A 21,535-nucleotide genomic window follows, 5' to 3' on the forward strand; every position below is an offset into this window, starting at 1 on the left:
CAGCCGCCGTTCCTTGGCGGGCTATTTCAGGAGTGGCTGAACATCGACGATCCGCACGTCGTGCATCTGCTCGAGGTACGCATCCAGGTACGCCTTGTGTGAGGCACCGACAATCACCAGCGTACGCATTCCCGGGGTCGGTCCCATCAGGTCGCGGATGTTCGCCGCCATGCGCAGGTTGCGCGTCTCCCACGAGGTGACGTAGAGGCGCCCGTAGCCCTGCGGAGACGGTTCCTCCAGCGCGGCACCGTAGTCGCTTTGAAAGGTGACCGATGCCACGTCCGGTGCGTTGTAGCGGCGATACAGCGCCAGTGCCTTCTGCGGGGTATCGACCTGCGCTTCCAGGGCGCCGAACATCGTCCCCCGCTGTTTTGACGCCGGGTTGTCCCAGGCCTTCCTGACCGCAGCTGCATATGCCTTGGGATCGGGGCCAAACTGGTCGGAGCTGTGGTCATCCATCGGCCACACCCGCTCGTGGCCAAGACGGACGGCGAGAGCTGCGGCGATGAGCGTGTTTTCATTGCGGCTGACGCGCAGCGACTCCAGGGCCGCAACCAGGTCCTCATCCAGGCCATCGCCTGCCTGCCGATCCGCTTCGGGGAGGCGCAGCCATTGCACCAGTGCCGAATCGCGTTCGCCGGCGGCCAGGAAGGTAGCGGCAAGCGTGCGCCGTTGCGCGGCCGTGGGATGTGCGGGCCAGGTCGCCAACATCGTCTCTGCCGCCGCGTTCGCTGCCGGCACATCAAGTCCCGTTGCCTTCTCCGCCGCCGAAACATCGGGGCAGTAGTCCTTCACCGTGTATCGGTAGCGGGAAGGGTATCGCCGCAGCATGTCGCACTGCTGGCCCGATACTGCCTCGATCGCGATGGCCTTCGGCTGCCACGCTGCGAGCCGGTCGATCAGGGTATCCAACGATGAGGGATCGAAGGTTTTCGGCAGTACCGCCAAGTGCGCGCTGCCAAGCACCATCACTTCGTTCGGCACCCCGTGCTGCGGCCCCTTGTGGGCGCGCGGGTCGAAGGTCTGTGCCTGCGCCGTTCCAGCAAGCATCCCTGCCGCCAGCAGCGACCCGATCAATATGCGTCGTCCCCACATCCCCTGCATCATTCCCTGTTGCATATGGCTCGCCGTTGAAGCGCCTGTTCAGCGCATAGCGGCGCAGATTCCATCGCCGCAGTTTCTTTGTCAACAGCGCTTGCCTTGTCTCCGTCGGGGCTGTGCGCAGTTCAACAGCGCTGTGCACGAAACTCCGAACGGACCGACGTCAGGCACGGGCAAGCGCGATCCATCGGTAGCCGAAATAGACGGCGCCTGCGGCCACGGGCGCCAGACTTATCCAGAGCGGCAGCCCGAGCACGAAGAACATCAGCGTGGCGGCGGCAAGCGCGAGGATCGACAGCCCGATCACCCTGATATCGAACAACGCGATATCCGCTGCGTCTTCTTTCCAGGTGTTTTGCGCCCGGCCCCTGCTGGCGCGCTGTCGACGCAGCAACCATACATCGGAGACGAAGCTGGCTATCCCTTCCAACAGATCACCGATGAAGCCAGACATGGACGATTCCTGACGGCCGGATTGAAGGGGTAGATCTTCAAGGCGCGCGCGTTGACGCGTCAAGCGATCGTTCCCGGGGCCCAGGGGAGCCGATCCAGCTTGGCGGATCGTGGCATCCACCGCTTGACAGGCAACCAGGATCTCCTGACTCTCCGCAGCATGACTATCGACGTTGAACACCTGAGCCTGCGCGAACTGAACGCCCTTGTGACTGCTGCCGAGCAGCGGAGGGCGCTGGTCGCCAGCCGCCGCCCCGTGGCCGTCGTCCGCCGCAAGCTGATCGCCTTTGCAGCGCAGTGCGGCTACACGATCGAGGAACTGATCGGCACCGCGCCCACCGAGGCCACGGCGCCGGCCAGAAAACCTGCCGCACGACGCAAGCCCGGCAAGGTGGCCGCCAAGTACCGCGATCCAGACAACAAGCGCAATACGTGGTCGGGCCGCGGCCGGATGCCGCGCTGGCTTGCCGAGAAGACCAAGCATGGCCGCAGCCCCGCTGATTTCCTGATTCCCGGGCTGGGCCGGTCCGACGCACGCAAGGCCCGCACGATCGGCCAGCGAACGGTCTTCAAACAAGGCTGACCCGAGGCACTGGGCGCTCGGAGCGGACGCAGGCCGGCCGCTCACGGCGGCGTCTCATCGCTGAACCGTGCAGCCAACGCGCGCGTTTCCAGGTACGGCGGTGCATCCGCTGGTCTGCCTGCTGCGTACCTTCCATGCCTCCATGCCGGGGGCGGAAGTACCCAGGAGACGCACCATGCACGCTCTTCTTCAACGTATCGCCCTCACTGCCAGCCTTGCTGTGCTCTGCGGCACCGCCTCGGTCAGCTTCGCCGCCGACACGGTGATGGTCGGTGGCGCTGCGATGTACCCCAACAAGACCATCGTCGAGAACGCCCTCAACTCCAGGGACCACACCACGCTGGTGGCCGCCGTGAAGGCCGCCGGGCTGGTGGACACGCTCAATGGCAAGGGCCCGTTCACGGTCTTTGCGCCCACCAACGAAGCATTCGCCAAGCTGCCCGCAGGCACGGTCGACACTCTGGTCAAGCCGGAGCACAAGGCAGACCTGACCAAGATCCTGACCTACCACGTGGTCGCCGGCACCCATACCTCGCAGCAGTTGATGGCCGACGCCAGGAAGCACGGCGGCACGGTGTCGCTGAAGACAGTGGAAGGCGAGCCGCTGACCGTGAAGCTGCATGACGGCGCGTTGTGGGTGGTTGATGCCAAGGGTGGCAAGGCCGCCATCAGCATTGCCGATGTCAGGCAGTCCAATGGCGTGATCCACGTGGTGGACACGGTGCTGATGCCGAAATGATCTGATGCGCCGGGCGGGCATTCAACGCAATGCCCGGCTCGGTGCATGGCTCGCGCAGGCAGGCCGCTTACTGCATCGTAGCGCTGGCAGTTACCTGCAACTCCGTCCAGCCGCTCACTCCTCGCCCAGCGCCACCGGCAGCGATACCTTGCGGATCAACTCTAGCGCGCGTCCTTTCAGCACGTAGAAGAAGGCGAAGTTGTCGGTTCTCGCATAGTTGTCGTCGAACTCCCCGCCTTCGGCCACGACCAGCGCGCTGTGCGGATCAACCTTGACCACCATCGGGCCGAGCTCTCCGCCCAGCGATGGCGTAGCCAGCTTGCCGGTACGCTTGCTGACGAAGGTCATCGAAACACAACTGGTTCCGCAACCCCAGCCCACCAGCGTGTACTCGCCGGCAAAGCCGACCTCTCCGTCCTTCAGGGCTGCAGACAGGCGCGTCCTGAACATGCGGGCACGTGGATCGCTGAGATCCAGCGATGCGGTTGGCCCGCTGTAGATCTTTGTCACGGGGTAGTCGGCGAACCTGGGATTGCCGCCTTCACCATTGAAGATCGCTTCGCGGATGCGTGCGTTTTCTGCGACCTGTGCGGCAGTCGGGCCAATGGAACTTGCGGCATCCGTGGTATCCGGAGCGCTTGTCTGCATCGCCTCCACCTGCGTTGCCGAGCAAAGGGTCAGTCCTGCGCCGGCCATGGCCAGCACGACGGTCAGCGATGTGCGACTTCTGAACATGCTCATCTCCTCAGGACGCCTTATCGCTCTGCACATGCTTCGGCGGCAAGCGAACAGACTTGCACGACAGCGGCGACCTGCGGCGTTTTTTCCGCATGCCTGCAGTCCTGCAACCAGATCAATACGTGCTGCCCCACCTTGAGGTCGGTTTCCTCGATGCCGCCGCCGAAGACCGTCCACAGGCCGGTGCCATCGTTGACGATAGTGCGGTGAACCACGCCTTTGCGGATTTCGACCGTCAGCTGGTGGTCGTGGATCTCCACGATCTTCCCCGTCACCGAGGGCGGCGAGGGAGGAATGTCACCGCCATCGGCAACCGGGAGCACGCACTGCGTCGTCGCCAGGGCGATGCCGGGAATGGTGATCAGCATCAAGGCAGTGGCAATGGCCGTCGCCTGCAGCGCGTTCGCCGCCACGGCCTTCAGTACGGCGATCAATGGGTTGTTCATGGCAATCCTTTGCGTGAGCGCCCAGTCTAACCCTCGGATGCAATGTAAACTTGCCAACTACCTAATTAGTTGACAGAGCACCACGAGCCACCCAGACTGCGCCCTCGCTCTAGCCCTTCCAAGGTCCCGCCATGGCAACCGCCATCCGCCACGACTGGCACCACGACGAACTGCAGGCGCTGTTCGACCTGTCCTTCCCGGAACTGCTGTTCCGCGCCGCCGCGGTCCACCGCGAGCACTTCGACCCGGCCCAGGTGCAGGTCTCCACGCTGCTGTCGGTGAAGACCGGTGGCTGCCCGGAAGACTGCGCGTACTGCCCGCAGGCGCAGCGCTACAGCACCGGGGTCAACGCACAGAAGCTGATGGACACCGACGCGGTGCTGGCCAAGGCGCGCCAGGCGAAGGCGGCCGGTGCCTCGCGTTTCTGCATGGGTGCAGCCTGGCGTTCGCCGAAGGACCGTGACATTCCGAAGGTGGCTGCGATGATCGCCGGAGTGAAGGCGCTCGGCCTGGAAACCTGCGCCACGCTGGGCATGCTCAGTGGCGAACAGGCGCGCGCGTTGAAGGACGCCGGCCTGGACTACTACAACCACAACCTCGATACCGCGCCGGACTACTACGACTCGATCATCCACACCCGGCAGTACCAGGATCGCCTGGATACGCTGGGCCATGTGCGCGATGCGGGGCTGAAGACCTGCTGCGGCGGCATCGTCGGCATGGGTGAAACCCGCGCACAGCGCGTCGGCCTGCTGCTGGCGCTGGCAACGTTGCCGGCGCATCCCGATTCGGTGCCGATCAACAAGCTGGTGCAGGTCGCCGGCACGCCGCTGCATGGCAGCGTCGAGCTGGACCCGTTCGAGTTCGTGCGCATGATCGCCGTGGCACGCATCGCCATGCCGCGTTCGATGGTGCGGCTGTCGGCCGGCCGCGAAGCGATGAGTGACGAACTGCAGGCGCTGTGCTTCTTGGCCGGCGCCAACTCCATCTTCTATGGCGACAAGCTGCTGACTACCGGCAACCCGGAAAGCGAGCGCGACATGGCCCTGTTCGCACGATTGGGCCTGCAGCCGATGGCGGTGCAGGTGGACGCCGACGGTCACGACCATGGCGGCACCGTGCACGCCGATATCAGCGCCGATGCCCCCGGCTGCGGCTGCGGCTGCGCCCACGCGGCCTGAGCCGGCGGCCAAGCAGGCGTCGCGGCAACGCGCTACCCTAGCCGCCCCGTCGCCGCATCCAGCCGCCATGGCACGCCCCGACCTGACCGCCCGCCTCCAAGCCCAGCGCGCGTTGCGCGATGCACAAGGCCGTCGCCGCCCACGGCGCACGGTCACCCGTCGCGATGGTGTGCGCCTGGAAATCGATGGGCGCTGGCTGACTGGCTTCTGCAGCAACGATTACCTGGGCCTGGCCCAGCAGTTCAGCGTGGTCAACGCACTGCAGGATGCCGCCGCGCGCGAAGGTGCTGGCGCCGGTGCTTCGCACCTGGTCTGCGGCCACCACGCACTGCACGACGCCTTGGAGCGCGAAGTGGCCGAGTGGCTCGGTTACCCGCGTGCGCTGCTTTTCGGCAGTGGCTTCGCCGCCAACCTGGCCGTGCAGCAGGCGTTGCTGAGCGAAGAAAACGATGTCTGCGTGCAGGACAAGCTCAACCACGCCAGTCTGCTCGATGCCACGCGGCTGGCCGGTGCGCGCCTGCGCCGCTACCCGCACCTGGATGCGGAAGGTGCGATGCGCCAGCTCAAGCATGCGCCCGATGGCGCGGCGATGCTGGCCACCGATGGTGTCTTCAGCATGGATGGCGATATCGCGCCGCTGCGTGCGCTGTCGCTGGTCGCGCGCCTGCAGCAGGCGTTGTTCTACGTGGACGATGCGCATGGCGTGGGCGTGCTCGGCGATGGCCGTGGCGCGGTCGCCACCGCCGGCTTGGGCGTGGACGATGTGCCGTTGCAGCTGGTCACCCTGGGCAAGGCGCTCGGCGGTTCCGGCGCGCTGGTGCTCGGCCGCGAAGACCTGATCGAGCATCTGGCCGAAACCGCACGCCCCTACATCTACACCACCGCCATGGCGCCGGCATTGGCGGCATCCGCGCTGGAAGCGGTGCGGCTGGCCCGCCGTGATCATTGGCGGCGCGCGAAGCTGGCCGATCTGATTGCACTGTTCCGCGGCGAAGCGCGCCGTCACGGGCTGGATCTGATGGCATCGGAAACGCCGATCCAGCCGTTGCTCTGTGGCGACGACCACACCGCCGTGGCGATGTCGCAGGCGCTGGAACAGGCCGGCTGGCTGGTCGGCGCGATCCGCCCACCGACCGTGCCGGAGGGCAAGGCACGCCTGCGCGTCACCTTGTCCGCGCTGCACACCACCGAACAGGTGCGCGGCCTGGTCGAAGCCATCGCCGTTGCACGCGACCGCGTGGCCTTTGCCGCGCGCGAAGTACTGCCGCCGTCGTTGCCGGCGCTGGCCTGAGTGATCGTGTAGTTCCCCATGCATATCGAAGTGACCGGCCATGGGCCGGACCTGGTACTGATCCACGGCTGGGCCCTGCAGGGCGGCGTGTTTGCGCCACTGGTGCAGCGTCTGGCCGATCGGTTCACGCTGCATCTGGTCGACCTGCCCGGCCACGGCCACAGCCGCGACGACAGCACGCCGCTGCGCCTGCCGTTCGTGGTCAACGCCATTGCCGCGGCCACGCCGCCGGCGGTGTGGTGCGGTTGGTCACTGGGCGGCCTGTTCGCACTGCACGCGGCGGCCACGCTGCCGAAGGTACGTGGTCTGGCGATGATCGCCGCCACCCCGCGCTTCGTACGCGCTGATGACTGGCCACACGCCGTGGAGCCATCGGTGTTCGAGCAGTTCGGTCGTGACCTCGCCCAGGACTTCAGTGGCACCCTGGAACGTTTCCTGGCACTGGACGTGATGGGTTCGGCGCATGCCCGCGAGGAACTGCGCACCCTGCGCCAGCGTCTGGTCGAACGCGGTGCGCCTGCCGAACGCGCACTGCGCGAGGGCCTGCAGCTGCTGGAGAACACCGACCTGCGCGGCGCCCTGCCCGCACTGGGCAAGCCCAGCCTGTGGATTGCCGGCCAGCGCGACCGTCTGGTCTCGCCGGCCGCAATGCAGGCCGCTGCCGCGCTGGCACCGGGCGGCCAGTCGCTGACCGTCGCCCATGGCGGCCACGCCCCCTTCCTCGGCCATGCCGATGAAGTGGCAGCCGCTCTGCAACACTTCGTTGCCGGCCTGTTACCGGCCGATGGCGGACAATGAGCCTCCCGACGCTTCTGCAGGACTGACGCATGGATCTGGGCATTTCCGGCCGCTGGGCACTGGTCTGCGGCGCCAGCAAGGGGCTTGGCCTGGGCTGCGCGCGTGCGCTGGTGCGCGAAGGCGTGAACGTGGTCATCGTCGCCCGCGGTGACGCTGCGCTGCAGGTCGCGGCTGCGGAACTGCGCACGCTGCCCGGTGCCGCTGAAGTGCGCGCGATTGCTGCCGACGTCACCACCGAGGCGGGCCGCGCCCACGCGCTGGCCGCCTGCCCGCAGGTCGACATCCTGGTGACCAACGCCGGTGGCCCGCCGCCGGGCGACTTCCGCACGTTCGAGCGCGACGACTGGATCGCTGCGCTCGACGCCAACATGCTGGCGCCGATCGCGCTGATCCGCGCCACCGTGGACGCGATGATCGAACGCGGCTTCGGCCGCATCGTCAACATCACCTCGTCATCGGTGAAGGCACCCATCGATACGCTGGCACTGTCCAACGGCGCGCGCAGCGGCCTGACCGGCTTCGTCGCCGGGCTGGCGCGGCGCACCGTGGCCCACAACGTCACCATCAACAATCTGCTGCCCGGCCAGTTCGATACCGACCGCCTGCGCGCCAACTTCGCCCACGCCGCGGGGCAGGAGGGTGATGCGCACGCTGTGGCCGAACGCCGCCGCCAGCAGATCCCCGCCGGCCGCTTCGGTACGCCGGACGAATTCGGCGCCGCCTGCGCCTTCCTGTGCAGTGCACAGGCGGGTTACCTCACCGGACAGAACCTGCTGATCGACGGCGGCGCCTACCCCGGTACGTTCTAAGAGACTTTCGCAATGCCGTCCCACTTCGATGCCCGCCATGTCCGCCGCGCCTTCGCCCGCGCCGCCACCAGCTACGACGCTGCCGCCGCCCTGCAGCGCGAGGTGCAGTCGCGGCTGCTGGAATCGCTGGATTACCTGGAGGCGCGCAAGCCGGAGGTGGTGCTGGATATCGGCGCCGGCACCGGCCATGCCAGTGCGCTGATGAAGAAGCGCTGGCCGAAGGCGCAGGTGATCGCACTGGACGTGGCACTGCCGATGCTGGACCAGGCCAAGCGCCAGGCTGGCTGGTGGAAGCCGTTCCAACGCCTGGCCGCCGATGCCACCGCGCTGCCGTTGGCCGACAACAGCGTGGACGTGATCTTCAGCAACCTGTGCCTGCAGTGGGTGGATGACCTGCCGGCGGTGTTCGCCGGTTTCCGCCGCGTGCTCAAGCCCGGTGGGCTGCTGCTGTGTTCGACCTTCGGGCCGGACACGCTGGTCGAGCTCAATGAAGCCTTCGCCGCCGCCGATGACCGCCCGCACGTCAGCCGCTTCGCGCAGATCGCCCAGTTCGGCGACGCGCTGATGATGGCCGGCTTCCGCGACCCGGTACTGGACCGCGACCTGTTCACCCTCACCTACGACGATCTGCCTTCGTTGATGCGCGAGCTGCGCGCGATGGGCGCGACCAACGCGCGGGTCGATCGCCGCCATACGTTGACCGGTCGCGGTCGGTTTGCAGCGGCAGCGGCGGCGTACGAACCGATGCGCCGTGGCGATGGCAAGCTGCCCAGCAGCTGGGAAGTGATCTACGCCCATGCCTGGGCGCCGGATCCGGGCGCGCCGATCCGCGAAGGTGGGCATGACATTGCTTCCGTGCCGGTGTCGGCGATCCCGATCCGGCGCAAGCAGACCTGATCGAGCGGCCGCAGGTCATGCGCCGACCAAGGTCGGCGACTACCGATTCATGCACGGAATCCGCTCTGGTAGGTGCCGACCTTGGTCGGCACAGTGCCGGCGGCATCGCGATCTGACAGGTTGTGCCGACCAAGGTCGGCCCCCACCCAAAGCAGGCTTCCGCCCTCAGGTATTGGCCGGTGAACTCAGCGGCGGCCGCACAAGATCTCGGTGGAAGAAGTAGATCTCCTGCACCAGGAAGCGCCAGCTGGTATGGAAGCTGCGGAAGCGCGTGCTCGGCGTGGACGACGCCAACGCCTGGATGCCCAGCGCCTTGCTCAGGCGCAGCGCGCGCGCCATGTGCAGCGGGTCGCTGACGATGATCACCGAATGCAGCTTGCGCTGGTCCATCAGCCGCTTGGCCTCGACCAGGTTCTGCACGGTATTGCGCGAGGCGGTCTCGATGAGGATCGCGTCGTCGGGAATGCCGTGCTTGAGCGCATAGCGGCGGGCCACCTGCGATTCCGAGAAGCGCGCGCCGGTGCCGCCATAGCCACCGGTGAAGATCAGCAATGGCGCGTAGCCGGCGTCGTACAGATCCAGGCCATGGCGGATGCGTTCTTCAAATACCGGCGACGGCTTGGCATCGTAGGCGGCCGCGCCGAGCACGATGATCGCGTCTGCCTTGGCCGCCTGGTCGCGCTCGCCGACCCAGACGATCCAGGCGGTCACGCCCAGCAGCCAGATCACCAGCAACACGAACAACCGCCACAACCAACCGAGCAGGCCGGTACGTTCGCGATGACGGCCGCGGCTCACGGCGCTCCCCAACGCAGGGCAGGCAGATCGACATTGCCGCCGGACAGCACCAACCCCACGCGCAGGCCAGCGAAGCGCGCAGGCTGCGCAAGCACCGCCGCCAGCACGATCGCCGAGGACGGCTCGACCACCTGCTTGAGCACGTCCCACAGCAGGCGCATCGCCGCCACGGTGGCGGCATCGTCAACCACGATGACCTCGGCGCCCGCGGCCTGCAGCAACGCGAAGTTGGGTGCACCGATCAGCGTGCGCAGTCCGTCGCAGATCGTGTCCGGGATGAATCCTTCCTGCCGTTTGCCGGTCGCCAGCGAACGGGCGGTGTCGTCGGCACCGGCCGGCTCGGCCAGCACCAGCCGGGTGTCCGGGCTGAGGTGCTGCAGGGCCAATGCGGTGCCACTGGCCAGGCCACCACCGCCCACGGGCACCACCAGCACGTCGAACGGACCGTCGCTGTGCAGCAGCTCCAGCGCGGCCGTGCCCTGCCCGGCCATCACCGCAGGGTTGGTGTACGGATGGACCAGGGTGGCGCCGGTATCAGCCTGCACCTTGGCGCAGGTGGCCTCGCGGTCAGCGATGGTCGCCGGGCAGCGCCAGAGGGTGGCGCCATGCCGGGCAATGTTGGCCAGCTTGGCGGCCACCGCCCCTTCGGGCACCACCACGTGGCAGGGAATGCCCCGTGTGCGGGCAGCCAGCGCCAAGGCGGCGCCGTGATTGCCGGAGGAATGGGTCACCACACCGGCACTGGCGTGATCGGCATCCAGCGACCACACCGCATTGCAGGCGCCACGGAACTTGAACGCGCCGCCCCGCTGCAGGTGCTCGGCCTTGAACGCCAGTCGCGCACCGGCCAGTGTGTCCAGCGTGCGCGAGCGCAGCACCGGGGTCACGCTGGCATGGGGCGCGATCCGCGCGGCGGCGGCAAGGACGTCATCAGCGCGGGGCAACAGTGAATCGCTCATGACGCAAGATTAACGTATGCCTCCGCGCTGGCGAGGGCGCCATCGGTCATGCCAGCATGCAGTCCTACACCGCCATTCATCCTGGCCGGCGGAATTAAGGGCTGATTCAACGCCGGCGGCTGAAGCTGCCTGCATACCCGTCCTCTGGGGGGACCCATCATGAAAACGCGCCTGATGCTTGCCGGTGGCCTGTTGCTGGCCCTGACCGGTTGCACCACTTATGACTATGTCGGTGGCCGCGGCGGTGGTTACTACCACGGTGCGCCGTCGGTCGAATACCGCTACCCCTATGGCTACCCGGCCGACTACGGCTATCCGTATTACGGCGGCGGTGGCTATTACGGCTACGGCGGCCCGTACTATCAGCGGCCGATCTACCGCCCGCCGCACAACAACCACCGCCCGCCACCGCGTCCGGGCAATGGCGGCGAGAACCGTCCGCCACCGCCGCCGCGCCAGAACAACGGCGGCTCACCGTGGCGCAACATGGATTCGATGCGTCGGCCGTCGCAGCCCGCGCAGCGGGTCGAGCGCCCGTCACCGCCGCCGCAGGCCCGCCCTGCGCCAGCGCCGCGTGCGCCGAGAATGAACAGTTCCCCCTGGCGTGCGATGGATCAAGAGAGATAGCGCACAGTTGCGCGTGTTCCGTCTTGCATTTCACACGGTCCAAGCCTCAATCTACGCAGGTGGTGACGGCCCGCGTCACAAAGTGACAAAAACGTTAAGGGCACGTCCCAAACAGCTCTGCGTCGATATCCGACAGGAACATCTGGATCCCCCCTGTTCCGGCCCTGTCGGATGTCGGCACCTTTGAAGACGAACGGCCCCGCACTGCGGGGCCGTTTGTTGTTCGGGGACACCGCGGGCGGGGCCGTGGCAACCAGGCCGTGCGGGACAGTAGATCCACGCCATGCGTGGATGACGCTTTCCCGGAAGCCACAAAAAAAACAGGGCCGGACAGTCCCCCGACTGCCGGCCCCTCTGCTTCCCCACCGTGCGCCTGTACCGGCCCCTGTTCCAATTCCGGTCACCAGCGCCTGCGGCGCCAGCCACGGTGGGTGCTATTGGGTTATCTGCAAAAATCCTGCCAACTTTAGGGTTGATTTCGACGCCAGCCGACCGGCGCCGGCGTCCCTGCCCCGATTGGCGCTAAAATCGCCACCCCGGCACGGCCCCCCGGCTGCGCCCGCCCCTTGCTGAACAGCCTCCATGATCGATTCCTTCCATCGTTACGACGTCATCGTCATCGGCGGCGGCCACGCCGGCACCGAGGCCGCGCTGGCTGCGGCCCGTACCGGCGTGCGCACCCTGCTGCTGACCCACAACATCGAAACGGTGGGCGCGATGAGCTGCAACCCGGCCATCGGTGGCATCGGCAAGGGCCATCTGGTCAAGGAAATCGACGCCCTCGGCGGTGCGATGGCGCATGCCGCCGACCGCGCCGGCATCCAGTGGCGCACGCTCAATGCCTCCAAGGGCCCGGCCGTGCGCGCCACCCGCTGCCAGGCCGACCGCAACCTGTACCGCATGGCGATCCGCGCCATCGTCGAAGGCCAGGCCAACCTGACCGTGTTCCAGGCGGCGGTGGATGACCTGGTCATCGAGGGCGACGCCGTGCGCGGGGTCATCACCCAGACCGGCCTGCGTTTCGACGCCGAGGCCGTGGTGCTGACCGCCGGCACCTTCCTGGCCGGCAAGATCCATGTCGGCCCGACCCAGTACGCTGCCGGCCGCATGGGCGATCCGCCGGCCACCACGCTGGCCGCACGCCTGCGCGAGCGGCCGTTCCAGGTGGACCGCCTGAAGACCGGCACGCCGCCGCGCATCGACGGCCGTTCGCTGGACTACAGCGTGATGGACGAGCAACCCGGCGACACGCCGCGCCCGGTGATGTCCTTCCTCGGTTCGGTGGATGAGCATCCGCAGCAGGTCAGCTGCTGGATCACCCACACCAGCGAGCAGACCCACCAGATCATCCGCGACGCCCTGCACCGCTCGCCGCTGTACAGCGGGCAGATCGAAGGCATCGGCCCGCGCTACTGCCCGTCCATCGAAGACAAGGTGGTGCGCTTCGCCGAGAAGGCCAGCCACCAGATCTTCGTCGAGCCGGAAGGCCTGGGCATCGTCGAGATCTATCCCAACGGTATTTCTACCTCGCTGCCGTTCGACGTGCAGCTGGAGATGGTGCGCAGCATCCGCGGTTTCGCCAACGCGCACATAACCCGCCCCGGTTATGCCATCGAGTACGACTTCTTCGATCCGCGCGGGCTGAAGGCTTCGCTGGAAACCAAGCTGGTCAACGGTCTGTTCTTCGCCGGCCAGATCAACGGCACCACCGGTTATGAAGAAGCTGCCGCGCAGGGCCTGCTGGCCGGCCTCAATGCCGCTCGCCAGGTGCGTGGCCTGGAGGGCTGGTGCCCGCGCCGCGATGAAGCCTACCTCGGCGTGCTGGTGGATGACCTGATCACCCACGGCACCAACGAGCCGTACCGCATGTTCACCAGCCGCGCCGAATACCGCCTGCAGCTGCGCGAAGACAACGCCGACCAGCGCCTGACGCCGGCCGGCCGCGACATGGGCCTGGTCGATGATCGTCGCTGGAGTGCCTTCGAAACCAAGCAGGCCGCAGTGGCCGCAGAACGCACACGCCTGGGCGCGCTTTGGGCGACGCCGGCCAATGCGCTGGGCCGCGAAGTGCAGGAAACGCTGGGCGTGGCGGTCAGCCGCGAAACCAATGTGCTGGACCTGATCAAGCGCCCGGAACTGGATTACGCGCAGCTGATGCGGGTACCCTCGCTCGGCCCGGCCGTGGCCGATGGCAAGGTGGCCGAACAGGTGGAGATCGGCGTGAAGTACGCCGGTTACCTGGATCGCCAGCGCGAGGAGATCGAGCGCCAGCAGCGGCATGAAGCAACCCCGATTGCCGGCGATTTCGACTACGCCATCGTGCGCGGGCTGTCGGCCGAAGCACTGCAGAAGCTGGAGCGCGTTCGTCCGCAGACCATCGGCCAGGCACAGCGCATTCCCGGCATGACCCCGGCGGCGATCTCGCTGCTGCTGGTGCACCTGGAACGCGCGCGGCGCGGACGCGTGGCGTAACGCGGGATCGGCAAATGCCATCCACGCATGGCGTGGATCTACTCGCGGTCCGCTCTGGTAGGTGTCGACCTTGGTCGACACGGATCCATGAAGCATCCCGGCCGCTGCAGGTGCCCGCGGGGTCGGCATCGGCAGAGCGCGTATCATCATCACGATTGCCCTGATCTGCCGGAGACACCGATGACCCCGCTGCGCCCTTTCCGCGACAAGATGCCGGTGCTCGGCCAGCGCGTGTATGTCGATCCGGCCTGCACCATCATCGGTGATGTCGAACTGGCCGACGACGTGTCGGTCTGGCCGGGCACGGTCATCCGCGGCGACGTCAATTTCGTGCGCATCGGTGCGCGCACCAATGTGCAGGACGGCACCATCATCCACGTCAGCCACCACAGCCCGTACAACAAGGCCGGCTACCCGACCCTGATCGGCGAAGGCGTGACCGTCGGCCATGGCTGCATCATCCACGCCTGCAGCATCGGCGATTTCAGCCTGATCGGCATGGGCGCGTGCATCCTCGACGGTGCCCGGGTCGAACGCCATGGTTTCGTCGGTGCCGGTGCAGTGGTCGGCCCCGGCAAGGTGGTGGGCGAAGGCGAGCTGTGGGTGGGCAACCCCGCCCGTCCGGCGCGCACGCTCAGCGACAAGGAGATCGAGTCGCTGCACTATTCGGCCGACCACTACGTGCGGCTGAAGGACGAGTACCTGGGCTGAGGCCGCATCGCCGGTGGCCGGGCTCTGCTAAAGTCTGGGCCCGACCAGGAACCGTCGAGACCCCCATGCCCGTGGCTGCACGCCGGAGAGGACTCCAGCGCCCACTTCGGCGGCCATCGCGCTGATGGCCGCGCCGATGCTCGATACCTACCGCGAGGTGGTAACGCCGGAAGGCGTGCCGCTGCAGTTGCCTGCGGCCGGACCGATGCCACGTGCCCTGGCCTGGCTGATCGACCTGGCAGTCCGCTTCGGCGCGCTGACCGCGCTGTCCATTCCGCTGGCCCTGCTCGATGAGTTCGGCCGCGGCCTGTACATGGCGCTGATGTTCCTGCTGATGTGGGCCTACCCCATCGTCTGCGAAGCGCTGTGGGGGCGCACCCTCGGCAAACGTGTTCTTGGCCTGCGGGTGCTGGCACAGGATGGCGCACCGGTGGGCTGGATGGCATCGATCACCCGCAACCTGCTGCGCACGGTGGACATGCTGCCCTTCGGCTACGCGCTGGGCCTGATCAGCAGCCTGTTCGATCCTCATGGCCGCCGCCTGGGCGATCTGGTTGCCGGCACGATGGTGGTGCATTCGCCACCGCATTACCTGCCGCCGCCGGCCACCATCGACAGCGTGCTGGCCCCGCCGCAACCGCTGCGGCCGGAAGAACAGGCGGCAGTGATGGCCTTCGCCGAGCGCGCGCCACGCCTGTCTCCCGCGCGCCAGCAAGAGCTGGCCGGCATCGCCGAGCCATTGACCAGCGCGTCCGGCCAGGTCGGCGTGCTGCGCCTGTATGCGATGGCCAACTGGTTGCTGGGTCGACGATGAAGCAGGAACAGTTCGTCGCCCGCCATCAACAGGAATGGCATGACCTGGAGCAGTGGCTGCAGCATCGCGCCGGTGCTTCGCGTCGGCGCCGGCGCAAGCCGGGCGCGGAAGAAGCCGGCGATGTCAGCTTCCCGCAGCGTTACCGACGGCTGTGCCAGCAGCTGGCGCTGGCCCGTGAACGCGGCTACAGCCCACAGCTGGTGCAGCGCCTGCAGCAACTGATGCAGCACGGCCATGGCGTGCTGTACCGCACGCCACCGACCCGCTGGCGGCGCGCGCTGGAATTCCTGGTCGCTGATTTCCCGCTGCTGGTACGCAGCCAGGCGCGCAGCATGTGGGCGGCGCTGGCGATGTTCGCGGTGCCGGCGTTGGCCTGCTTCGTGCTGGTGCAGGTGTACCCGGACAGCATCCACCTGCTGATGGACAACGGCCAGATCGCCGAGATGGAACGCATGTACGATCCATCCGCCGAGCGCCTGGGCCGCGACAGCGGCACCGACTGGATGATGTTCGGCTACTACATCATGAACAACATCGGCATCGCCCTGCGCACTTTCGCCAGCGGCCTGCTGGCGGGGTTGGGCACGCTGCTGGTGCTGTTGTTCAACGGCATCACCATCGGCGCGGTGGCCGGCCATCTGCAGCACATCGGCCATAGCGGCCCGTTCTGGCGCTTCGTGGTCGGCCACGGTGCGTTCGAGCTGACCGCGATCGTGATCGCCGGCGGTGCCGGCCTGCAGCTGGGCATGAAACTGCTGGCGCCCGGGCGGCGGCGGCGCCTGGATGCGCTGGTCGAAGGGGGGCGCATCGGCGCGCGGCTGTGCCTGGGCGTGGCCTTCATGCTGCTGCTGGCAGCGTTCGTGGAAGCGTTCTGGTCGTCCATCGCCGAAATCCCGGCTGCAGTGAAGTTCAGCGTGGCCGGTGTGCTGTGGGCCGGTGTGCTGCTGTGGCTGTGGCGTGGTGGACGCGGAGGCAGCCATGCGGATTGACCACCTGGATGTGGTGCTGCGCGCGCGCAGCAGTTGGGAAGCGATGGAACTGGGCAGTGCGCTGGCCCGTCGCCATGCACGCGGCGTGTGGGGCAGCTGGCTGCTGGCCAGTGCGCCGTTGTTCGTGCTGTTCAACGCGCTGGCCTGGTGGCTGGATGCCTTCGGCTGGGCCTGGCTGGCGATGTGGTGGTGCAAGCCCTTGTTCGAGCGCGCGCCGCTGTACGTACTCTCGCGCGGCATCTTCGGCGAACGGGTCGGTCCGCGCGCTGCGCTGCGCGCGCAACGGCAGTGGGGTGGCAGTGGCTTCTGGGGCTACCTAGGCTGGCGCCGTTTCAGCGGCCTGCGCAGCCTGTGCCTGCCGGTCAACCTGCTGGAGGGCAATGCGCCCGCACAGCGCGGCGCTCGCCGCCGTGCAGTCGCTGCCGGCGCCGCGGGCCCGGCACTGGTGCTGGCGATGATCTGTCTGGCATTCGAGCTGGTGCTGGTGGTGGGCGCGATCGCAACCATCTTCATCTTCATCCCCCTGGAACTGCTGCCCGAATCCTGGCGCGCGGCGTGGGCGATGGTCAGCGTGGAAGCACCCGCATGGGCCAAGCTTGGCCTCAATCTGCTGTGCTGGCTGGCAGCGGCGCTGGTCGGCCCGTTCTACGTGGGCGCCGGCTTCGGCCTGTACTTGAACCGGCGCACGCAGATGGAAGCCTGGGACGTGGAAATCGCCCTGCGCCGCCTGCGCGAACGCTTGCTGCCGGTTGCCTCTTCATTGGTGCTGCTGCTGTGCCTGGCGCTGCCGTTGGCACCCGCGCATGCGCAGGACGCCGACACGCCGGACGCCGGGCAGACCGCTGCGGCCAGCGGCGATGAAGACGAGAATGCGGAAGAAACCGAGGAAGTGGCCACTGCGGAAAACGATCCGGCCAATACACCGGCGGTGATCTTCGGCGACAAGGCGGTGGATACCGCCGGCTTCCGCCAGGCCGTGAACCGCGCTTACGAAGATCCGTTGCAGCGGCCGACGCGGCAGGTCAGCCGATGGAAGCCGATCGAAGAAGCGGCCGAAAAGAACAAAGACAAGAAGGATCTGCAGAAGGACAGCAGCAGCGACGCAGACCGCAAGGCGCGCAGGAGCGGCCAGCTGTGGCTGGCACGGATCGCCGAATGGGGCCTGTGGGGGCTGCTGGGTGTCCTGCTGCTGGTGCTGCTGTTGACCGCGCGGCTGTGGCTGCCGTGGGTGCGCGGTTCCGGCCGCCGCAAAGAAAAGCAGGCACCGCAGATCACCGAAGAACAGGTGGAAATGCCGGTGGTGCTGCCGCCGGATGTGGCGACCCAGGCCGGCCTGCTGTGGGACCAGGGACGACCGCGGCAGGCGCTGGCCCTGTTGTATCGCGCCAGCGTACGCACGCTGGTGGAGCGCACGGGTATCGCGTTGCCGCCCGGTGCAACCGAAGCTCAGTGCCTGCGTGCCTCGCGGCGCATGACCGACAGCAGCGACCGTGAACTGTTCGCACGCATCGTGCGCATGTGGCAGTACGCCGCCTACGGTGGGCGTCTGCCTGCCCGCAGCGATTTCGACGCGTTGGCCAGCACGCTGCGCCAGCAGTACGGATGGCAGGCATGAATCCGCGCCTGTTCTGGTCATTGCTGCTGGGCGCGCTGGTCCTGTTCGGGGTACCGCTGACGATCCTGTTCCTGCGCACGCACGAAAAGGTGACCGAAACCGTGGTGCTGCCGCCGCAGGGCGAAGCCAGCTACAACCCGCTGTATGTGCTGGGCCAGGCCCTGCGCGCCGACGGCATCGAGGTGCAGTCCCGGCAGCGGCTGGACCTGGCACAGATGCCACTGGCCGCCACCGATACGCTGGTGCTGCTGCAGGACACCGCCGACATGCCGCCGCGCACTGCGCAGGCCCTGCTGGACTGGGTAGATACCGGTGGCCATCTGCTGCTGCGCACGCAGCCGCCGGCCGAGGACGATGCCAGCAGCACGCAGGGTCCCTTGCTGGACAGGATCGGCGTGGACAGCCTGTTCCATGGCAGCGACTGCCAGCCCTACCACGTGGTCGATGATCCCAGCCACGTCGAGTTCTGCGGCGGCCGGCGCTTCAGCCTGGGCTTCCAGGCCAACGCCACGGCCGAGCGCCGTTGGGGCGGCAACGATGGGCTGGTGTTCGCGCGCCTGCCGCACGGCAAGGGCCGCATCGACGTGCTGGCCGACATGGACGTCATGCGTGGTGAAGGACCGAACGCATCAACGCGCCGCCGCACAGTCGACGCCGTCGCCCGCGATGGCCTGCATGACCTCTCCCATCGCGACCTGACACGCTACCTGCTCGACCCCAACTATGGGCGCGGCACGGTGTGGCTGGTATACGGCAGCCGCCCGCCTTCACTGGGCGCGCGCATCTTCTACCAGGGCTGGCCGCTGTGGGTCCCGCTGCTGCTGGCGATCCTCGGCTGGCTGTGGTCGCGCGCGCAGCGCTTCGGCAGTGCCCTGCCCGCCCCGGTGATCGAGCGCCGTTCGCTGCTGGAACACGTCCGCGCCAGTGGCGAACTGCTGCTGCGCTTCGGTCATGGCGCGCGCCTTTACCAGGCCGTGCAGGCGCTGTTCCTGCATCGCCTGCGCCTGCGTGCACCCGTGGCTGCGGCACTCGACGGTGCTGCGCGTGACCAGGCCATCGCCGCGGTGCTGCAATGGCCGGTCAGTCGTGTCACCAGTGCACTCACGCCGCCCTCGCCGCATGATTCCTCCGCCCTGCGCGAGCGCATCCGCTTGCTGCTCCAGATGAGATCCCTGCTATGACCGATGCCCCTGAACTTCCGGCGGCCGCCACCGCCCGCCTGATCGAACGCGTCGACGCCATCCGCCAGGCCGTCGGCCACGCCTTCATCGGCCAGGCCGATGTGCTCGACCAGATCCTGGTCGCCCTGCTGGCCGGTGGCCACGTGCTGATCGAAGGCGTGCCCGGCCTCGGCAAGACCCTGCTGGTGCGCGCGCTGGCGCAGGCGCTGGAGCTGGACTATGGCCGCGTGCAGTTCACCCCCGACCTGATGCCCAGCGACGTCAGCGGGCATGCGGTGTACGACCCCAAGAGCGAGAGCTTCAAGATCCGCCGCGGCCCGGTGTTCACCAACCTGCTGCTGGCCGATGAAATCAACCGTGCCCCGGCCAAGACCCAGTCCGCCTTGCTGGAAGTGATGCAGGAAGGCCAGGTGACCATCGAAGGCAAGGCCTTCACCCTGGCGCCGCCGTTCATGGCGCTGGCCACGCAGAACCCGTTGGAACAGGAAGGCACCTATCCGCTGCCGGAAGCGCAGCTGGACCGCTTCCTGCTGAAGGTGCTGATCGACTATCCGCAGCTGGAGGACGAGAAGCGCATGGTCGCGGCGATCACCAGCGGCCGTGCCGCCAGCGATTTCGACCTCAGCCAGGTCCCGCGCGTACTCGGTGCCGGTGAACTGCTGGCATTGCAGCAGGCCACCGCGGCGATCACCGTCGACGACGAAGTGATCGACTACGCGGTGCGCATCGTGGCCGCCACCCGCCAGTGGCCAGGCATCGCCGTCGGCGCCGGCCCGCGCGGCAGCATCGCCCTGGTACGTGCCTCGCGCGCGCAGGCGGTGCTGGCCGGGCGTGATTTCGTCACCCCCGATGATGTGCGCGACATCGCCCGCCCTGCCCTGCGCCACCGCATCGCACTGGCGCCGGAGCTGCAGATCGAAGGCCAGGATGCCGACGACGTGCTGGGTGCACTGCTGGCCAAGGTCGAAGCGCCGCGCCGATGAGGCCTGCGCCGCTGCTGCTGGCGTTGCTGTTGGCCTGGGCCGTGCTGGGCGGCATGGTGCTGGGCGGGCTGCTGCCGCGCTGGAGCTGGGCGCTGGCCGGCGCGTTGATTGCGGTGCTGGCACTGGTTGACCTGTGGCGGCAACGGCGGCGGCCCTCGCCCAGCGTCCAGCGCGACGTTCCCGAGGCGCTGGCACTGGGCGTGCGCCGCGAGGTCGGCCTGCGCCTGCACAGCGAACAGGCCATGCACGTGCATGTGTTCGATCTGGTGCCGGGCGGTTGGCCACTGGAATCGCTGCCACAGCGCGTGCAGTTGCGGGCCGGCCATGTCAGCTCCCTGCATTACCACGTGCAGCCGCAGCAGCGCGGTCGCTTTGCCTTCGAGGGCGTGCAGCTGCGCATCCGCTCGCCGTGGCGGCTGTGGTGGCAGCAACGCACGCTGCCACCGGCACTGGAGGTACGGGTCTATCCCAACTTCGTGCCGCTCACCCGCTTCGCGCTTTTCAGCGCCGACCAGGCCTCACGCTTGGTGGGTGCGCATGTGAAGCGCCGCCGTGGCGAGGGTACCGACTTCCACCAGATGCGCGAGTACCGCATCGGCGACAGCCTGCGCCAGCTCGACTGGAAGGCCACCGCACGCGCGCGCAAGCTGATCTCGCGCGAGTACCAGGACGAGAAGAACCAGCAGCTGCTGCTGATGCTCGACAGCGGCCGACGCATGCTGGCCAGCGAAGGCGGGCTCTCGCATTTCGACCATGCCTTGAACGCCTCGCTGGTGGTGGCTTACTTGGCGCTGCGCCAGGGCGATGCCGCCGGCCTGTTCGCGGTGGGCGGCGAACACCGCTGGGTGGCGCCGCAGCGCGGCATGGGCACGGTGCAGCACCTGTTGCGCGCCAGCTACGACCTGCAGCCACAGGCCGTGGCCACCGATTACCTGGCCGCCGCCACCGAAGTATCACTGCGCCAGCGTCGACGCGCGCTGGTGATGCTGGTCAGCAACGTGCGCGATGAAGACATCGAAGACCTGCTTGCTGCCGTGCGCCTGTTGCAGCGCCGCCACCTGGTATGTGTGGCCAGCCTGCGTGAGCGCGAGCTGGATGCTGCGCTGGAGGGCGAGGTGCATACGGTCGAGGATGCCGCGCAGGCCGGTGCCGCCGCGCTGTACCTGCAGCAGCGCGCGCAGGCGCACGACGCGCTGCGTGCCGAACGGGTGATGGTGCTGGACGTGACCGCCGATGCGCTGCCTGCTGCGCTGGTAGAACGCTATCTGGCAGTGAAGCGCGAAGGGTTGCTTTAACCACCCTGCGGATATCACCACAACCGCCGGACATGGCCCGGCGCTACCGACGCAT

At 67.7% G+C, this 21,535-nt stretch carries 22 protein-coding genes; 16 read left to right on the plus strand and 6 right to left on the minus strand.

What is annotated here, in order from left to right; genetic code table 11:
• Positions 1 to 21: 21 nt before the first annotated feature.
• A complete protein-coding gene (locus QOL57_RS11750; protein WP_198512163.1) occupies positions 22 to 1,095 on the minus strand; it encodes a DUF5694 domain-containing protein in 1,074 nt (357 codons plus the stop codon).
• A gap of 169 nt (positions 1,096 to 1,264) precedes the next feature.
• Positions 1,265 to 1,555, minus strand: a complete 291-nt coding sequence (locus QOL57_RS11755; protein ID WP_089237603.1) for a hypothetical protein — start codon at positions 1,553 to 1,555, stop codon at positions 1,265 to 1,267.
• Positions 1,556 to 1,714: 159 nt separating this feature from the next.
• Between QOL57_RS11755 and QOL57_RS11760 the strand changes: the two genes are divergently transcribed.
• A complete protein-coding gene (locus tag QOL57_RS11760; RefSeq protein WP_089237604.1) occupies positions 1,715 to 2,137 on the plus strand; it encodes an H-NS histone family protein in 423 nt (140 codons plus the stop codon).
• 175 nt (positions 2,138 to 2,312) lie between these two features.
• Complete coding sequence (locus tag QOL57_RS11765) at positions 2,313 to 2,876, plus strand: fasciclin domain-containing protein (RefSeq protein ID WP_089237606.1); 564 nt, start codon at positions 2,313 to 2,315, stop codon at positions 2,874 to 2,876.
• 114 nt (positions 2,877 to 2,990) lie between these two features.
• Here QOL57_RS11765 and QOL57_RS11770 read toward each other — a convergent pair whose 3' ends face one another.
• Positions 2,991 to 3,611: a hypothetical protein gene (locus tag QOL57_RS11770; protein ID WP_141134231.1), complete on the minus strand. Its 621-nt coding sequence runs from the start codon at positions 3,609 to 3,611 to the stop codon at positions 2,991 to 2,993.
• Between the two features lie 20 nt (positions 3,612 to 3,631).
• The gene (locus QOL57_RS11775) at positions 3,632 to 4,060 is read right to left on the minus strand and encodes a hypothetical protein (protein WP_089237610.1); all 429 of its coding nucleotides are present in this window, start codon (positions 4,058 to 4,060) and stop codon (positions 3,632 to 3,634) included.
• Between the two features lie 131 nt (positions 4,061 to 4,191).
• Here QOL57_RS11775 and bioB point away from each other — a divergent pair, with 131 nt between their 5' ends.
• The 5 genes from bioB to bioC all read left to right on the plus strand — a co-directional run bounded on the left by bioB (position 4,192) and on the right by bioC (position 9,036).
• Positions 4,192 to 5,241 carry a biotin synthase BioB gene (bioB, locus tag QOL57_RS11780; protein ID WP_089237612.1) on the plus strand — a complete coding sequence of 350 codons (1,050 nt, stop codon included), beginning with the start codon at positions 4,192 to 4,194 and terminating at the stop codon, positions 5,239 to 5,241.
• A 67-nt stretch (positions 5,242 to 5,308) separates the two neighbouring features.
• Positions 5,309 to 6,532, plus strand: a complete 1,224-nt coding sequence (gene bioF / locus QOL57_RS11785) for an 8-amino-7-oxononanoate synthase (protein ID WP_089237613.1) — start codon at positions 5,309 to 5,311, stop codon at positions 6,530 to 6,532.
• An 18-nt stretch (positions 6,533 to 6,550) separates the two neighbouring features.
• On the plus strand, positions 6,551 to 7,330 hold the full coding sequence (gene bioH, locus QOL57_RS11790; RefSeq protein WP_089237615.1) for a pimeloyl-ACP methyl ester esterase BioH: 780 nt from the start codon (positions 6,551 to 6,553) through the stop codon (positions 7,328 to 7,330).
• A gap of 29 nt (positions 7,331 to 7,359) precedes the next feature.
• Complete coding sequence (locus QOL57_RS11795) at positions 7,360 to 8,139, plus strand: SDR family oxidoreductase (protein WP_089237617.1); 780 nt, start codon at positions 7,360 to 7,362, stop codon at positions 8,137 to 8,139.
• A gap of 12 nt (positions 8,140 to 8,151) precedes the next feature.
• Entirely contained in the window at positions 8,152 to 9,036 is an 885-nt protein-coding gene (bioC, locus tag QOL57_RS11800) for a malonyl-ACP O-methyltransferase BioC (RefSeq protein WP_089237619.1), read from the plus strand.
• Between the two features lie 165 nt (positions 9,037 to 9,201).
• Here bioC and QOL57_RS11805 read toward each other — a convergent pair whose 3' ends face one another.
• Together QOL57_RS11805 and QOL57_RS11810 are read right to left on the minus strand one after the other, a co-directional pair.
• Entirely contained in the window at positions 9,202 to 9,834 is a 633-nt protein-coding gene (locus tag QOL57_RS11805) for a YdcF family protein (RefSeq protein WP_089237621.1), read from the minus strand.
• Positions 9,831 to 10,793, minus strand: a complete 963-nt coding sequence (locus QOL57_RS11810; RefSeq protein ID WP_089237623.1) for a pyridoxal-phosphate dependent enzyme — start codon at positions 10,791 to 10,793, stop codon at positions 9,831 to 9,833. The genes QOL57_RS11805 and QOL57_RS11810 overlap by 4 nt, the downstream gene beginning before the upstream one ends.
• Before the next feature lie 159 nt (positions 10,794 to 10,952).
• Between QOL57_RS11810 and QOL57_RS11815 the strand changes: the two genes are divergently transcribed.
• From QOL57_RS11815 to QOL57_RS11855, 9 genes are all read left to right on the plus strand, one after another.
• Positions 10,953 to 11,420, plus strand: coding sequence for a hypothetical protein (locus QOL57_RS11815; protein WP_089237625.1), 468 nt, complete (start codon positions 10,953 to 10,955; stop codon positions 11,418 to 11,420).
• Positions 11,421 to 12,002: 582 nt separating this feature from the next.
• Positions 12,003 to 13,892: a tRNA uridine-5-carboxymethylaminomethyl(34) synthesis enzyme MnmG gene (mnmG, locus tag QOL57_RS11820; RefSeq protein WP_089237627.1), complete on the plus strand. Its 1,890-nt coding sequence runs from the start codon at positions 12,003 to 12,005 to the stop codon at positions 13,890 to 13,892.
• Positions 13,893 to 14,072: 180 nt separating this feature from the next.
• Entirely contained in the window at positions 14,073 to 14,603 is a 531-nt protein-coding gene (locus QOL57_RS11825; protein ID WP_089237629.1) for a gamma carbonic anhydrase family protein, read from the plus strand.
• Positions 14,604 to 14,727: 124 nt separating this feature from the next.
• Positions 14,728 to 15,417, plus strand: coding sequence for an RDD family protein (locus QOL57_RS11830; protein WP_089237631.1), 690 nt, complete (start codon positions 14,728 to 14,730; stop codon positions 15,415 to 15,417).
• Positions 15,414 to 16,406: a stage II sporulation protein M gene (locus QOL57_RS11835; protein ID WP_089237633.1), complete on the plus strand. Its 993-nt coding sequence runs from the start codon at positions 15,414 to 15,416 to the stop codon at positions 16,404 to 16,406. Before QOL57_RS11830 ends, QOL57_RS11835 begins: the two co-directional genes overlap by 4 nt.
• Complete coding sequence (locus tag QOL57_RS11840) at positions 16,396 to 18,021, plus strand: DUF4129 domain-containing protein (RefSeq protein ID WP_089237635.1); 1,626 nt, start codon at positions 16,396 to 16,398, stop codon at positions 18,019 to 18,021. Before QOL57_RS11835 ends, QOL57_RS11840 begins: the two co-directional genes overlap by 11 nt.
• Entirely contained in the window at positions 18,018 to 19,202 is a 1,185-nt protein-coding gene (locus QOL57_RS11845) for a DUF4350 domain-containing protein (RefSeq protein ID WP_089237637.1), read from the plus strand. The genes QOL57_RS11840 and QOL57_RS11845 overlap by 4 nt, the downstream gene beginning before the upstream one ends.
• On the plus strand, positions 19,199 to 20,185 hold the full coding sequence (locus QOL57_RS11850) for a MoxR family ATPase (RefSeq protein ID WP_089237639.1): 987 nt from the start codon (positions 19,199 to 19,201) through the stop codon (positions 20,183 to 20,185). Before QOL57_RS11845 ends, QOL57_RS11850 begins: the two co-directional genes overlap by 4 nt.
• Entirely contained in the window at positions 20,182 to 21,480 is a 1,299-nt protein-coding gene (locus QOL57_RS11855) for a DUF58 domain-containing protein (RefSeq protein ID WP_089237641.1), read from the plus strand. Before QOL57_RS11850 ends, QOL57_RS11855 begins: the two co-directional genes overlap by 4 nt.
• Positions 21,481 to 21,535 lie beyond the last annotated feature (55 nt).

This window comes from Stenotrophomonas sp. yr243 (assembly GCF_900184195.1).
Classification (GTDB): domain Bacteria; phylum Pseudomonadota; class Gammaproteobacteria; order Xanthomonadales; family Xanthomonadaceae; genus Stenotrophomonas; species Stenotrophomonas lactitubi.